The sequence below is a fragment of the Paenibacillus sp. PDC88 genome, assembly GCF_900106725.1.
GTDB lineage: Bacteria > Bacillota > Bacilli > Paenibacillales > Paenibacillaceae > Paenibacillus > Paenibacillus shunpengii.
In genome coordinates this window covers 336243-350866 of the sequence record NZ_FNNT01000004.1, presented here as the reverse complement: position 1 = coordinate 350866, position 14624 = coordinate 336243, and the positions used below count along the sequence as shown (strand labels likewise).

Below are 14624 nucleotides of genomic sequence, written 5' to 3'. Positions count from 1 at the left end.
TATTCGATTGTACCGAATGCTTTATATTCCGTCAAAGTAATAATTATATAAAAAACCGCCGATGTAACATCGGCGGCACTAAACTACATATTTCGATCAAGCGTAAGGCTCAGCCACAAAATGGCCTTTGGATACTTCGATCAGCTTCGCATTATCCAGGTTAAAGGCGCTCTTCGCTGCCTCTCCCTCGTTGCCCGAACTGATTGGACCGGAATTGTCCTCAGGCATAATAATACGCTTTTTATTCGCTTCAATGTCCGGATCCGGAATTGGAATCGCAGATAGAAGCATTTTGGTGTAAGGATGGATCGGATTTGCATACAGCTCTTCGCTGTCCGCAAGCTCTACCATTTTACCCATGTACATAACAGCAACCCGGTCACTGATGTGCTTAACCATAGAGAGGTCATGGGCAATGAACAAGTACGTCAGGCCCAAACGATTCTGAAGATCCTTCAGAAGGTTAACCACCTGTGCCTGGATGGATACGTCAAGTGCTGAAATCGGCTCATCACAAATGATGAATTTAGGATTTACCGCAAGCGCGCGGGCAATCCCGATCCGCTGACGCTGACCGCCGGAGAATTCATGCGGATAACGGTTCGCATGGTCTGCATTCAGTCCAACGAGATCAAGCAGCTCCTCAATCCGTTTCTTGCGCTCCAAGCTGCTTCCAGCCATTTTGTGAATATCCAGAGCTTCACCAATAATATCAGAAACCGTAAAACGCGGATTGAGTGATGCATAAGGATCCTGGAAGATCATCTGCATGTCCCGGCGCATCGCTTTCATCTTGTTCGGTGAGAGCTTGTAGATATCTGTCCCGTTAAAGCGCACACTGCCTGCAGTAGGCTCATACAATCGAAGAATTGTACGTCCAGCCGTAGATTTACCACAGCCGGATTCTCCTACCATTCCAAGCGTCTCACCTTCACGAATATAAAAGTTAAGATTATCTACGGCTTTGAGCGTACGATTCTTCCCTACATTAAAGTATTTCTTAAGACCTTCAACCTCAATCAAGTTCTTGCTCATGAAGAATGTACCTCCTTCGCCATAGGATGCAGCTCCCAGCAACGTGCCATATGCGTGTCGCTGAATACCGTAGCACCCGGATCAATGCGCTCGCATATGCTCATTGCACGATCACAACGTGCTGCAAACGGGCAGCCGAGCGGCGGCTTGATCAGATCCGGCGGTGTACCCACGATCGGAATGAGCGGCTCGTCCTTCTTCTGATCAAGACGAGGCATGGAACGCATCAAACCTTTTGTATATGGATGCTGCGGATTTTTGAAAATCTCGTATTTCGTACCTGTTTCTACTACTTCTCCAGCATACATAACAATAACACGGTCTGCAATACCAGCGACTACGCCAAGATCATGCGTAATCAGGATAATTGAAGTGCCAAGCTGCTCCTGCATTTCCTTCATAACATCCATGATTTGGGCCTGGATCGTTACATCTAGAGCCGTTGTCGGCTCATCGGCGATCAGCAGGGCCGGCTTACAAGCGAGCGCAATCGCGATCATCGCACGCTGACGCATACCGCCTGAGAATTCGTGTGGATATTGATTAAAGCGCTCTTCCGCATTTTTGATGCCGACCATCTTGAGCATTTTGACCGCTTCTTTAGCCGCATCATCCTTGGACATGTTCTGATGCTTAATCAATACTTCAGTTATCTGTTTACCGATCTTGATGGTAGGGTTCAGGGAAGTCATCGGATCTTGGAAGATCATGCCGATATCTTTACCACGAATGGATTCCATTTGCTTGTTGGTCTTCTTCAGCAAATCCTGTCCTTGGAAAATAATTTCACCTTTATTAATGATGGACGGTGGAGAAGGAATCAAACGCATAATGGTTTGGGCTGTTACACTCTTACCACTACCGGATTCACCGACAATCGCAACCGTCTCACCCTTGCCGATTTCAAAATTCATGCCGCGTACGGCCTTTACCTCGCCGTCTCTTACTTTAAATGAAACGTTAAGATCTTTAACCTGCAACAACGGATCCATTATGTCCACCTCCTATTTTTTCAGTTTTGGATCAAGTGCGTCACGGAGTCCGTCACCGAAGAGGTTGAACGCTAGCATAATTAAGCTGATCAGACCTGCTGGGAACAACATCCGCCAAGGGTAATACATCCATCCTGTAAGTGCGTTCTCGATCATGGAACCCAGGGACGCTCTAGGCGCTTGTACACCCAGACCAAGGAAGCTGAGGAACGCCTCACTGAAGATCGCACTCGGTACAGACAGAGTCAGTGTTACGATGATTGGTCCTACTGCATTGGGCAGCAAGTGTTTGAAGATAAGGCGAGACGAGTTTGCACCCATGGATTTGGAAGCAAGTACGAACTCTCTGTTCTTGAGCTGCATAATTTCGCCCCGTACGATCCAGGCCATGTTAATCCAGCCGGTTATACATAGGGCGATAATAATCGTGGCAACGCTTGGTTCCAGCACGACAAGCAGCAAAATAGTAACGAGCAGGTAAGGAATGGCATACAGAATTTCAGAGAATTTATTCATGATTTCTCCGACACGTCCACCGTAGAAGCCCATGATTCCGCCGTAGATAACCCCAATACAAAGGTCAATCAAGGCAGCTGCAAAACCGATAATGAGCGAGATCTGCGCACCTGACCAGGTACGTACCCACATATCGCGGCCAAGATCGTCTGTTCCGAACCAATGCTCTTTGGAAGGAGGCTGATTGGCATTCATCAGATCATTGGTTTGATAGTCGTAGCTGGACATTAATGGTGCAACAATCGACATAATAATAATGATCACGAGGATGACTAGGCTGGTCATTGCGAGCTTATTTTTAAGAAGCCGCTCCCATGCATCGCGCATAGCTGACACACTTTGACGCTGAATGACCTCTGCTTGCTTCTCATCCGTCCCGATTCTTCTAAAATCTTCAGGTGTAAGCTGAGTGTTGTTTGGATCGATGCTAGATTGATTTGCAGACACTACCTAGCCCTCCTTTCCATTCGAAAGTTTGATGCGTGGATCGATAAGAACATATGCAATGTCCGTCAGGAAACGAGCCAGCATTAGAATAATGCCATAGAATATGGTGATCCCCATAATCATGGTATAATCACGCGTCGTAATACTCTCAACGAATACTTTACCGATACCGCCGATACCGAATACGCGCTCGATAACAACAGAACCTGTAACTACGTTAGCCGTCATTGGTCCAATATAAGTTACTACAGGCATGATCGCATTACGAATAATGTGTCTGAACATAATGGTGAAGCTGTTTAAGCCTTTGGCTTTGGCCGTTTTGATATAATCAGCGTGCAATACTTCAAGCATGTTGGAGCGTGTCAAACGCGCAATGTATGCAATAGGCTGGGCTGAGAGCGCCGCAACCGGCAGAACATAATCGAGCGGACCGTTCAGCCCCATTACTTTGAACAATCCAAGCTCTTGGGCCAGATAAAATTGCAGGAGTGATGCCAGCACGAAGCTCGGGACCGCGATTCCAATAACCGCAAGCACCATAGCCACGTTGTCGATCAGCTTGCGATGGTTCATTGCTGCCACCATTCCAAGGAGAATACCTACAACTACAGCGACAACGATAGCAACAAGTCCAAGCTTCAATGACACGCCAAAGGTTTGACCAATAATTTCGGCCACATCTTGGTTTAGTCGCTTCATGGAGATCCCCAAATCTCCTGTAATTATATTTCCGAGATAATCAATATATTGCACGAACACCGGCTTATCGAGACCATATTGCTCCATAAGTCTGGCTTGAATTTCAGGTGATGTCGCCTTCTCACTCATAAACGGGTTACCCGGAATCGCCTTCATCAGGAAGAACGTAGCGGAGATGAGAATAAATAGAGATATCAGCATGAAAATCAGCCTATTGATCACGTATCTTATCATGATCATGGACACCCCCCGCAAATTAAAATAACAGTCGTACAAGTACAATTTTATAAAAACTAGAGATTGAAATCTATTCTAGTTATTTGCGAATTTTACTATTACTTACCAAATATGAACGACATACAAAAAAATCGGGATATATAAGGGTTAGCCCGCATATATATCCCGAAGCTTCTATACAGTTATATCCTTACTTACCCTCAACAGAAGCTCTAGTGAAGTCAATGGCTCCACTGAAATCAAGGCTAACGCCTTTAAGGTAAGGCTTAGTTAAAGAAACATTTGTATAGTAGTACAACGGTGCAATGACCATATCCTCTTCAACGAGCATTTTCTCAGCTTGAGCAAAGAGATCATTACGTTTAGCTGCATCTTGCTCTACAGCGGCTTGTTTGATAAGCGCATCGTACTCAGGGTTTGCATAACCGGAATCATTGTTACCATTGCCAGTAGTCCACATATCCATGAATGTCATCGGATCATTGTAGTCAGCAGACCAGCCAGCACGTGCTACTTGATAGTTCAGGTTCTTACGAGTTTCAAGGAACACACCCCACTCTTGGTTCTGAGTGGCAACTTCTACGCCAAGAGCATTTTTCCACATATCCGCTACGGCTACAGCCAATTTTTGGTGAGCTTCACTGGAGTTGTAGATCAGCGTAACTTTAGGAAGTGTAGTGTAGCCCTCTTCCTTCATACCTTCTTCAAGCAAGCGTTTTGCTTCTTCTGCATTCTCCTCAAAGTATGCATCTTCAACTTCAGTACGGAATTCTTCAGAAGCACCTTTGATACCTGGAGGTACGAATCCAAATGCTGGCAGCTGTCCGCCAAGAGTTACGTTGTCAACGATCGCTTGACGATTGATAGACATTGCAAAGGCTTTACGGATTTTAGCATTTTGGAAAGGCTCAGCTGTTACGTTAAACATATAGTAGTACGTACTAGCGATACCTTTTACATTAAATTCGTCAGGAAGTTCACTTTGAACACCTTTAATTTGATCTGTAGGGATCTCACCGTTAGGTGCACCAGCGTAATCGATTTCACCATTTCTATAAGAAGAAAGTTCAGTCGCACCGCTGTTTGTCAAGGACATATCTACGCGAGCAAGGTTAATGTTCGCTTTGTCCCAATATTGTTCGTTCTTCGTAACTTGAATCTTTTGACCAGTTGTCCATTCAGTCAGTGTGAATGGTCCGTTAACAACCATCGAATCTTTGTTCGTCGCCCATTTGTCATTGCCATCAACAGAGGAATGAACTGGGTAGTAAGTGTAGAAGGAAGTCAGACCCAGGAAGTAAGGAGTTGGGTTAACCAATTTTACTTTCAAAGTCTTCTCGTCTACTGCTTCAACGCCGACTTGGGAGAAATCTGTAATTTCGCCAGTGTTGAATTGTTCTGCATTCTCGATGTAGTACAGCTGGTAAGCATAAGGTGGAGCTGGTGTAGAAGCTGGATCAAGGACGCGCTTCCAAGCGAACACGAAATCGTTTGCTGTTACTGGATCGCCATTGCTCCATTTCGCATCTTCACGAAGTGTGAAGACGTATTCTTTGCCATCTTCAGAAACTTCCCAAGATTCCGCAACACCTGGAACCGGGTTACCATCTTCGCCCATACGAACTAGGCCTTCATACATAAGCTTCAATACCGTGTTAGTCTGGCTGTCTTGAGCCTGTGCCGGGTCAAAAGTCGGCGGTTCAGCACTCAAATTAATGTTCAAAACCTGTTCTGCTGGTGCATTACCTTCACCAGATTGACTGCCTTCATTGCTATTGTCAGAACCGCACGCTGCAAGTACGGAACCAAATGCAAGAACTAGCGTCAAAAGGACTAACAAACTCTTCCTTTTCATCAAGCATTTCCCCCTAAAAAGATGATGTGGTATATATGTTTATAGATTATACAACCAGCGGTCAAAAAAATCTACATAACTTTTTCTGAAACACTACTTTTTTTCACCATTCGACACATTCGACACAATTTGCACACAATTTACGTTATGTTTTCTTACATGAAATCTATTATGTAGCTGAATAATCCAAAGGCTAAAAGTACTATGTAGCTGAATCCCATTACGACAAAAGCCATGCGCCAAACGGCTCTTATCATTCTTCTGTAGTTAATCTTCCCTTTTAAACGAGTTTGTGCACTTCCAATTAAACCCAAGGCGATCAGCATCACCAGCAAGATTAGATAAACGCCAAAATTTAAATTAAAGGTGCTGTTAAAAAGAGCAGCAACTGCTGCAATCAAAAAGATGGTCGTCACATCCATTGCCATATGAAGAGCCGTCTTCTTCGGCTTCTTGAAATAAACCATCCCATAGTACACGATCAAAAAAGGAAAAAACGGAAGCATGCTAAGTACAATAAGAAATGATCCGATAGCGTTCAATTCCTTTACTCCTCCCCTAGTGGCATCCCCTCAATAAGTGAACATACAAGCTGATGGACTTCCGCACGCATTCCCGCCTCTCTGGCCATAGCAACAATACTGCCATTTATAGCAGCGATCTCCGTCGGCCTGCCATGGAGAACATCCATACACATGGAAGACCAGTTGCTCGAGGTCGATTGACAAACAGCAACAACTTGTTCCCATAGATTCGTATCATATTCAATCTGATGAGCATCATAGACAGCCACAGCCTCACTGTAGAGCTGCTTCATTACTTCCCTTCTCTCTTGGTTTGTCAGTAATTCCCCATTCGGTATTCTCCAAAGAGCGGTCAGCGGATTAATTACCGCATTAATGACTAATTTCCGATAGATCAATCTATCGATTTCATTCGACGATTGTGTGTCAAATCCTGCTTTCATCAATTTATCGACTAGCGTGTCCACTTCTGATTCGATAGGCATTCCTGGGTGATTCGACCAGCCGATCTGCGTCTCTCCGTAACCAGCCCTCGTCACTTCAGCCTTGTCCGTTCGTTTGGCTCCTTCTGTTGTAATTGCAGCATATACCCGGGTGGAAGGAAACGCTTTGGCAATGACAGGGATATGACCTGTTCCATTCTGAAAACAAAATAAAGCGGCATCCAGCTTCCTGACCTTTGTCAGGATCTCCATTATCTCCTGAATACCCCCTTGCTTCGACATGAGCATGATCATATGTCCAGGCTTCTGGTTCCATACTTCTGGCAGGGATGCAATGTCTCTCGCTTCAAAGCTTCCCGCTTGTACCCTCCATACTTGTCCATCGGGCTGATTTATCTTCATCCCCGCTTCAAGTAATTGTGCAGCCTGTTCACTTGTTCTAGTCCAAAACCTTACTTCTTCTCCAGCATATATGAGGGCCCCTCCATACATTAGACCAAGTGATCCCGCACCGATGACATCAATAATCAAATTATGTACACCTCCAATAAACCTTTCTCTCTTACTATATATTAGTTAGGAGCATATGACAAAAGCCCATCTGACCACGCATAACGCGGTCAAACAGGCTTTATAGTTCCGTAATCTCTAATCTAGAATTGTTACTGTGTATTCGAGTTTATTCAATTCGTTCCAGGTTGCCGTTAGCATCCATTTTGAACCGCGTTTTCTCTTCATCTTCCTCAGACAAAAAGGCGAGTCTTCTGGCACGATCCATAATTTGAATGAGCGCTTTATAATCATCGTTTACTACCCGATAATCGGTTTGTACTTCACTAACTTGCTTGGATAAGCGATCATTCTCGAATCGAAGCTCGTTCAATTCTTCTTCTTTTTCACGCAGTTCCTTCTCGATAAGCTTCAATTGTCTAGAATTCTCTTGAACCATACCCTTCCACTGTCTTAAGAAGCGGATCACCGCATCAATAGACAAGGTTTCCTCAGAGAATCCCTCTGTTCTGTACATAAGCTCATCGGTTTCCGTTACCGATAATGCTGCAACTTGAGGCTGAACTGCAGCATGTCTTCTCGAATAGCTTCGCTTTTGGCGCTGAGCCTTGGCAATGCCTATCGCTTCATCATACTTTTTACGAACAAAACTGTTCCAGCGAAAACCGCACGCGGCCGAAGTTCTACCGATTTTTTCACCAACTTCCTCAAAAGCAGCAAGCTGAGTACTTCCTTCCCGGATATGGCGAAGGGTAACATCAGCCAGGATCAAATCATCCTCCGCGCTCCAAGCATCCTGTCTAACAGCAGTCATGCTATAAACCTCCTAACGACATCCATAATCACAGCTCCACCTCTCAGCATGCATCAAGCTATGAGATGAGAAGCCGGTTATAAAATTCAGCTTTAATCATTCTTATGCCCTTCATAGAGTTCATAGAATCTATTTCATACTAAAATGTATTTCCAAATTGCTCCCTGGACATACCCTAAAAGATTTCGCTTTCATATCCATTTTTTATTTACATCATTTTCCTTAACCGCTATAATGTTACTTAGCAATTAGACGAGCGTTCCTAAGAGAGGGGGTAAGTCATCGTGGCGCGCATGTTTCGTGTACTGGGATTTTTCACTCTAACGATTGGTCTTATGGCCTTTGCAGGTGATATGTTGGAGATGGCACTATTATTTTTCCTTCAAACCGCTTTTTTCGTAATTCTCGGTTATTTGAAATTCACGGAGAGAACATATATTTTATTGTTCTGGGCTTACATGATTATCACCTTTTCAGGCTTTAGCTACTGGACTGTATTCGAAATGGGCAAACCTCTATAGCACATCTTTTAAGCAAAATAAAGAACGGATCAGCGAAGTTAAGCTGGTCCGTTCTTTATTTGTTTTCTTTTTCATATGTATGTTTTAAGTATATGATATAGAAAGTTTGTCATTATTCAGTACCCATTTACTTGTACAAGCTATAGGGAGGAAATATATGAGATGAGAAATCGTTCTACATATTATGTGACCATCTGTTGTTCTATTCTATTGTTCTTTCTTCATATCTCCCCTATTCAGGCTGAACCTGCTATGGACGAGAATACGAGAGATGTTCTGCAGAACAGCCTGTCTATCGTTGAGATTGATCACGAAATTGAACGTATAGAAGAACAGCAGCAGCAAATTGAAGAGAGGCGGTCATCACTAGAAACCCAAATGTCTGTACATAAGGAAGAAATGAAAGATCATCAGGACCGTGCGGCCTCTATTGTGAGATCCTATTATATGGGGGAACGAGATCAATTGCTGCATGTTTTTTTAAAGGCAAAGTCGCTGCGCTCTATTCAAATTCTGGCAGGCTATTATGAGATTATAATAGGCAGAGATCAAGAGGTGCTTCATGCATATCATTCGAGGCAGCAGGAATTTGAAGAAATGACGGTTAAACTAGATCAGAATGATGCAGAGCTTCGTCTGCTTAAACAAAATTTGCAGAATCAACGGGAAAGAGTCCTCTTGCTGGAGCAGGAGGTTGAGAATACGCTGGCAAGCAGTGATAACCGGGAGCTGATGGAGAAGCTGATGGAGGAGCTCAATACTTACTGGAGCAATGTAGGCATTCATGAGGTGAAGCGGTACTTCGGCGCACTTGCCTCCGCTATGAATAATCTGCCCAATTTTGTCCAGCAGGAGAAAGGCATCATATCAACCAATGGCCGTACCTATTCGATCCGAATCAATGAAGAGCAATTAAACGATTTTCTGAGAACGGAGAATGAAATATTCAACGATTTCGCCTTCGAATTTACGGATGATTATATCATTGCCAGTGGAAAAAGAGACAATCTTGAGCTTGCTGTACAAGGTCATTATACCGTCATTGATGAGCCGGCTAACGGTCTGCTGTTTCATGTAGACAAGCTCGTATTTAACGGATTTGAACTTCCAGATACAACGCGGAGCATGCTTCAGCAGGAATTTGATCTAGGATTTTACCCGCAAAAGCTAATGTCTTTCATTAAGGCAACCGATGTCTCAACAAAGGATCAGACGCTTGAAGTGACACTTGAGTTAGCCCTGAAATAACACCGATCATTGCTGCGGATCCGGCACAGACTCATGAGACACTGCATCCCCCTCCTGCTCTGAGAATAAGGATTGAACACGCGAATTATAAGCTTCAGCCGAGATGTCACCACGCAGAAATTGTGTGATCAGAGGCTGTGCACGATTCAACAAATTCCAATCCATCAAGTCATCGCGATAAGCAGTCTCAAGGCTCTGTTCCAGAGCCTGAACAGGAACCGCTCTTGTAATGTCCCGCATCTCCAGCTCTTCATAAAGCGATCTATAAATAGGCAGATTCCCAGTCTCTTCAAACCAGTCTTGTACGGATTCAGGGGATGTCATGGCCTTAATCCATTCCGTAGCCAGATCTGTTTGCCCTGTTCGAGAGGAAATGGCGAAGCTGCGTCCTGTCACCGTAAGGGCCTGTGTTTCGACATCGTTATTAATGTACTCCGTGAGTTCACCACGATATTCGGGCAGCATATCAGATAGCTTCACAATTCCAGACGTCCAGTTCAATTGACCGGAGACAGAATCCTTGAAGTTTGTCTCAATATAAGGAAGCAGCGTCTCCAGATCTTGAATCCTAGCCTGCATCTGTTCGCTCTGCCCAGCAGGATTGAAGGGCTCCTCGGTTTGACGAATGATTCCGCGAAATTCAAGCCAGGAGGCAAACGCCAGCGGGTCCTCCACATCCAAGAAGAATGGCTTATCATCCGTCTCAGACCATGCGGTCATTCGGTTCATCCAATCCTCATCTGAGTTCATTGACTGCAAGGGTGGTGACGACGCGTTGTCACTACGAGCCTCAGCATAGAGATATGGATCAATATCAAGAGGAACAGCCCAGCGATATCCATTCCATTCACTTACTGTAATGGTCTGTGGAAATGGATCAGCAGCCGTTCCATTCAGATCATTCCCTGTAATGGGTCTCAAATAGCCTTGCATGGCAAACAATCGGATATAGTAATTATTCAGTAAGGTAATGTCTGCACTATCACCTAGTACATAGCTTTCGCGAATGGCTGCGTACGCCTCACTCTCAACCGTTTCTTGCATGTTATGTACTTCAACATCACTGCCAATCTTATTTCCGATCTCTACAGCGAGGCGCTGAAAAACGGCAAAATCCTGCTCCTGCATCGAAACTGCTATTTTCAATGGCTGCTGCTCCTGTGGAGCCGGAGGAGCTGGACGATATAACGGATCCGTGCTCTGATCGTCCTCATCTGTAACCGGGTCTCTTGATATATCAAAGCTTGGAGACAATATGGTTAAGGACAAGAATAACACGACAAAGAGTATCCAGTGGTTTCTTCGCTTCACAGCTTCTGTACCTCCCCTAGACATATCCAACCTTTCCCCATTATTGTACCAAATGTATAGTCCGCTTGTCCTATTAACTCAGAAAAGAACCGGAATGGGATCCGGTTCTTTTTCGCATTATATTTCATTTTCCGGGAAATAAATGACCTACAAGAGATCAGCTGCCAGCTGGGCGAGCTTGGAGCGTTCGCCTTTTTCCAGCATAATGTGTCCGCTGATCCCTTCCTGACGGAATCGCTCCACAATATATGTTAAGCCGTTGCTTGCTGAGTCAAGATATGGATGGTCAATTTGCTCTGGATCACCCATCAGAATGATCTTACTTCCTTCACCTACACGGGAGACAATAGTCTTTACTTCATGCTTCGATAGATTCTGAGCTTCATCAATAATGATAAACTGTCCAGGAATCGATCTGCCCCGGATGTAAGTGAGCGCTTCTACTTGAATACTGCCGAGTCCCATGAGTATTTTATCGATGTCACCCGCCTTTTTTGTATCGAACAGAAACTCCAGATTATCATAGATCGGCTGCATCCAGGGACGAAGCTTCTCTTCTTTTTCCCCAGGGAGGTAACCAATATCCTTCCCCATTGGGACCACCGGTCTTGCTATGAGAAGCTTTTTGTATTTATGTTCATCCTCAACCTTCAGGAGTCCTGCAGCAAGGGCAAGCAGCGTTTTCCCTGTTCCGGCTTTACCTGTAATTGTCACCAGCGGAATATCATCATTTAAGAGCAGCTCTAAAGCCATTCTCTGCTGTGCATTACGTGCGACAATCCCCCAAACCGGATCATTGCTGAGATATAAAGGCTCTAGCTTGGTAGCCTCCTGATTCACCTTAAGCAGGGCGGATTTTCCCGTGCCCATCTCGTCCTTTAATATAATAAATTCGTGTGGATACAGATTATAGGTTAGCTGCAATGGCTTGATAGGCAGAAAACGATACGTATAAAATTCATCGATTACGGAAGGGTGGACTCTAATCGCAGTATACCCCGGATATAATTCGCTTGGATCTGCGGTACGATCAGACAAATAATCCTGTGTATTGAGACCAAGCACATCTGCCTTGATACGTACGAGTACATCCTTGCTGACCAATACAATGTCCCGCGGCTCCTCGTTATCCTCCTGCTCCAGCTGATAATTGAGCGCTACTGCTAGTATACGATTATCATTCGTAACTTCACCAAACATCTCCTGTACTCTTATAAAACTGCGGTGGTTCAGTTCTACCTTCAAGTTTCCACCATTCGGTAAAGGTACCCCACTGTGCAAATGTCCCTGCTCCCTTAATCCATCTAATGAACGCGAGACATATCTCGCATTTCTCCCTATTTCATCTGCATTACGCTTTTTGGAGTCGATTTCCTCCAGCACTACGGCAGGAATTACAACTTCATGCTCGTCAAAAGCATAAATGGCGCCCGGATCATGAAGCAGCACATTCGTATCCAACACAAAAATTTTTTTCATTGGTATCCCCTCCAAGGCGGCGTCTTTTAAGCACAGCTAGGGCAAGCTATGGGCAGCGATAAGGACAATCGTGTATCCCATATCTAAATGTATTCGACCGGGAGCAAATAATTGTACAATTTCCTGAAAATATCCGTGGAATATGCATCGTTCATCACATGAAATACAAAAAGCCCAGTGAACAGCGTTCACCGGGCTTGTATTCATGACAAAACAGTGCATTTGTCAGCATATTCATATGAAGAGAGCGATATTCCATTCGATTAGCATAATTGGACATAGACAGGACCTCCGCTAATGAATTTCCATCTATGGGATACATCCACATTATATCACTACTTCTCCATAGTTTGAATAGATATTTTGCGGATACTTTATTCCCCCGAAGCTTCAGCAGCTGCAGATGTATGCTCGCCTGCCAGCTCCTTAGCTAGTGCTTGCTTCGCCTGGTCTAACTCCCCTTGATTAATATATACATAAGGGCTGTTCCATGTTCCTGTCACCGGCACAAAGTTTACACTATCCTTAGGAAGATTCCAGTAGGTTGATATGAAGTTCTTAACCTGATCACTCTCTACCGTGGTCGTCATGTTATCATCGACAGCACCCACGACTTTACCAATCTTCGTAACACCGCCAAGAGACTTCATTTGATCCATTAACGAGTGCAGAACTTCGCTTTGACGCTGGTTACGGGAGAAATCGTCGGAAGCCGGCGTTTTGGGATCACAGTTTGATTTGCGATAGCGTACATACCCGAGTGCATCTTCACCGTTCAAGGTCTGTTGACCCGCAGTGAGATTAATATCAGTATCATCCGCGGTATCCTTATAGCACATGTTCTGATTCACATTCACTTCGACTCCGCCCAAGGCATCTACGATTTCTTCAAATGCCTTGAAGTTCAGCACGGTGACGTAATTAATATCCACATCCAAGTATTTGCCGAGCATAACCCGCATTTCTTCCTCAGCTGAAATACCTGATTCTTTCGCCGCAGCTCTGAAGCGAGGATAGAACTCATTCAGCTTCCTCTCGGTATAGCCCTCGAGCTGAACCAGCGTGTCACGTGGCAGAGATACAATCGTCGCAGATTTCGTCTCCGGATGCAGTGAGGCTACCATCACGACGTCAGACAGATGAGTGCCTGTCTCCTCTCGATAGTCCGTTCCCAAGATCAGCATCGTCTGCGGCTTCACCTTGGCTGAATCTTCAGCTGCTACGGGGTTATTGTTCCCTGTGTCGATCACATCATTAAATACCATGTACAAATAGCCAATACCTGCGATCAAACCGATAACAATGAGAGATAATACCAACTTCATAAATGTTTTTGCTGGACTCTTCTTCTTCACTTTCTTCTTCGTCGTTGTCTGCGCTGTGTTGTTATCGCTGCTCTTGCCGCCTCTATTGCGTGGGGGCAATCCGTTAGATCCCATACTCATATTATAAATTCAACACCTTTATACATTTCTATGGTTGCTCTTACATATTACCGCCACCGCTGCCGCATTTCAAATCTGGGTATATCATCCACTTAAAAAATGAGTTTAACTGCTCCAAAAAGAACGGAAAGACCGCTGATTAGGGCGGTCTCTCTAATGTGTGCATATGAAGTTGTCTTTACTAAAGCTACATTTTACTTGTCTCTCCAGAAGACTCCGTTTTTTTCTTCTGCCGAGCTTCCACAAAATAACGGATTCTGACCAGCAGCATCAGTGCTACTGCGACAAGCAAGCATTGAATAATCGGCAATTTATCGATTTGGAAAACGAGCAGCATGAAGGAGCCGATGGCCATCAAAATGTACAGTAATATCTCTTTGAGTAACGGCATTTTCTGCTGCGGGCGAAATACCTTATTGTAGACATACGTAATCAGTACAAATATAACCACATAACTAACGATCGGGTGTGACGCAAACCATGCCTGCATGGCGGCGTTCAGCTCCTTTCAAGTACATGCTCTCTTTTCCAAGCGTATTATTTAC

At 44.5% G+C, this 14624-nt stretch carries 16 protein-coding genes and 1 pseudogene; 2 read left to right on the top strand and 15 right to left on the bottom strand.

The annotated features are described in order from the left end of the window. Positions 1 to 96: 96 nt before the first annotated feature. The 10 genes and pseudogenes from BLW49_RS29490 to BLW49_RS14950 form a co-directional block, all read right to left on the bottom strand. A complete protein-coding gene (locus BLW49_RS29490) occupies positions 97 to 351 on the bottom strand; it encodes an ABC transporter ATP-binding protein (RefSeq protein WP_371264568.1) in 255 nt (84 codons plus the stop codon). Between the two features lie 175 nt (positions 352 to 526). Beyond that, positions 527 to 586 (bottom strand): four-helix bundle copper-binding protein, encoded by a 60-nt coding sequence (locus tag BLW49_RS29485; RefSeq protein ID WP_371264567.1) that lies wholly within the window; start codon positions 584 to 586, stop codon positions 527 to 529. Then, positions 562 to 915: pseudogene (locus tag BLW49_RS29480) on the bottom strand (ATP-binding cassette domain-containing protein); the annotation flags it as partial. The pseudogene BLW49_RS29480 and the gene BLW49_RS29485, both read right to left, overlap by 25 nt. 116 nt (positions 916 to 1031) lie before the next feature. Beyond that, the gene (locus BLW49_RS14980) at positions 1032 to 2027 is read right to left on the bottom strand and encodes an ABC transporter ATP-binding protein (RefSeq protein ID WP_076313247.1); all 996 of its coding nucleotides are present in this window, start codon (positions 2025 to 2027) and stop codon (positions 1032 to 1034) included. A gap of 12 nt (positions 2028 to 2039) precedes the next feature. Continuing rightward, positions 2040 to 2990 carry an ABC transporter permease gene (locus BLW49_RS14975; RefSeq protein WP_076313248.1) on the bottom strand — a complete coding sequence of 317 codons (951 nt, stop codon included), beginning with the start codon at positions 2988 to 2990 and terminating at the stop codon, positions 2040 to 2042. A 3-nt stretch (positions 2991 to 2993) separates the two neighbouring features. Continuing rightward, on the bottom strand, positions 2994 to 3926 hold the full coding sequence (locus BLW49_RS14970) for an ABC transporter permease (RefSeq protein WP_076313542.1): 933 nt from the start codon (positions 3924 to 3926) through the stop codon (positions 2994 to 2996). Positions 3927 to 4119: 193 nt separating this feature from the next. After that, on the bottom strand, positions 4120 to 5784 hold the full coding sequence (locus BLW49_RS14965) for a peptide ABC transporter substrate-binding protein (protein WP_090725389.1): 1665 nt from the start codon (positions 5782 to 5784) through the stop codon (positions 4120 to 4122). 155 nt (positions 5785 to 5939) lie between these two features. Then, entirely contained in the window at positions 5940 to 6326 is a 387-nt protein-coding gene (locus BLW49_RS14960; protein WP_238546315.1) for a DUF3397 domain-containing protein, read from the bottom strand. 5 nt (positions 6327 to 6331) lie between these two features. Then, positions 6332 to 7282, bottom strand: coding sequence for a ketopantoate reductase family protein (locus BLW49_RS14955; protein ID WP_090725388.1), 951 nt, complete (start codon positions 7280 to 7282; stop codon positions 6332 to 6334). Between the two features lie 148 nt (positions 7283 to 7430). Continuing rightward, positions 7431 to 8075, bottom strand: coding sequence for an RsfA family transcriptional regulator (locus BLW49_RS14950; protein WP_076313251.1), 645 nt, complete (start codon positions 8073 to 8075; stop codon positions 7431 to 7433). A gap of 284 nt (positions 8076 to 8359) precedes the next feature. On the opposite strand from BLW49_RS14950, the gene BLW49_RS14945 reads away from it, so the two are divergent. Both BLW49_RS14945 and BLW49_RS14940 read left to right on the top strand, forming a co-directional pair. Further along, the gene (locus BLW49_RS14945) at positions 8360 to 8596 is read left to right on the top strand and encodes a DUF2626 domain-containing protein (RefSeq protein WP_047910852.1); all 237 of its coding nucleotides are present in this window, start codon (positions 8360 to 8362) and stop codon (positions 8594 to 8596) included. A gap of 162 nt (positions 8597 to 8758) precedes the next feature. Next, positions 8759 to 9844, top strand: a complete 1086-nt coding sequence (locus BLW49_RS14940; protein WP_076313252.1) for a hypothetical protein — start codon at positions 8759 to 8761, stop codon at positions 9842 to 9844. Positions 9845 to 9850: 6 nt separating this feature from the next. On the opposite strand, the gene BLW49_RS14935 is transcribed toward BLW49_RS14940, so the two are convergent. From BLW49_RS14935 to BLW49_RS14920, 5 genes are all read right to left on the bottom strand, one after another. Continuing rightward, positions 9851 to 11155 (bottom strand): type 2 periplasmic-binding domain-containing protein, encoded by a 1305-nt coding sequence (locus BLW49_RS14935; RefSeq protein WP_090725386.1) that lies wholly within the window; start codon positions 11153 to 11155, stop codon positions 9851 to 9853. A gap of 147 nt (positions 11156 to 11302) precedes the next feature. Continuing rightward, a complete protein-coding gene (locus BLW49_RS14930; RefSeq protein ID WP_076313254.1) occupies positions 11303 to 12634 on the bottom strand; it encodes a PhoH family protein in 1332 nt (443 codons plus the stop codon). A 154-nt stretch (positions 12635 to 12788) separates the two neighbouring features. After that, positions 12789 to 12914: a hypothetical protein gene (locus BLW49_RS29220; RefSeq protein WP_256209764.1), complete on the bottom strand. Its 126-nt coding sequence runs from the start codon at positions 12912 to 12914 to the stop codon at positions 12789 to 12791. Positions 12915 to 13008: 94 nt separating this feature from the next. After that, the gene (locus BLW49_RS14925) at positions 13009 to 14079 is read right to left on the bottom strand and encodes an LCP family protein (RefSeq protein WP_076313255.1); all 1071 of its coding nucleotides are present in this window, start codon (positions 14077 to 14079) and stop codon (positions 13009 to 13011) included. Between the two features lie 187 nt (positions 14080 to 14266). Then, positions 14267 to 14569 carry a YlaH-like family protein gene (locus BLW49_RS14920; protein WP_076313256.1) on the bottom strand — a complete coding sequence of 101 codons (303 nt, stop codon included), beginning with the start codon at positions 14567 to 14569 and terminating at the stop codon, positions 14267 to 14269. Positions 14570 to 14624 lie beyond the last annotated feature (55 nt).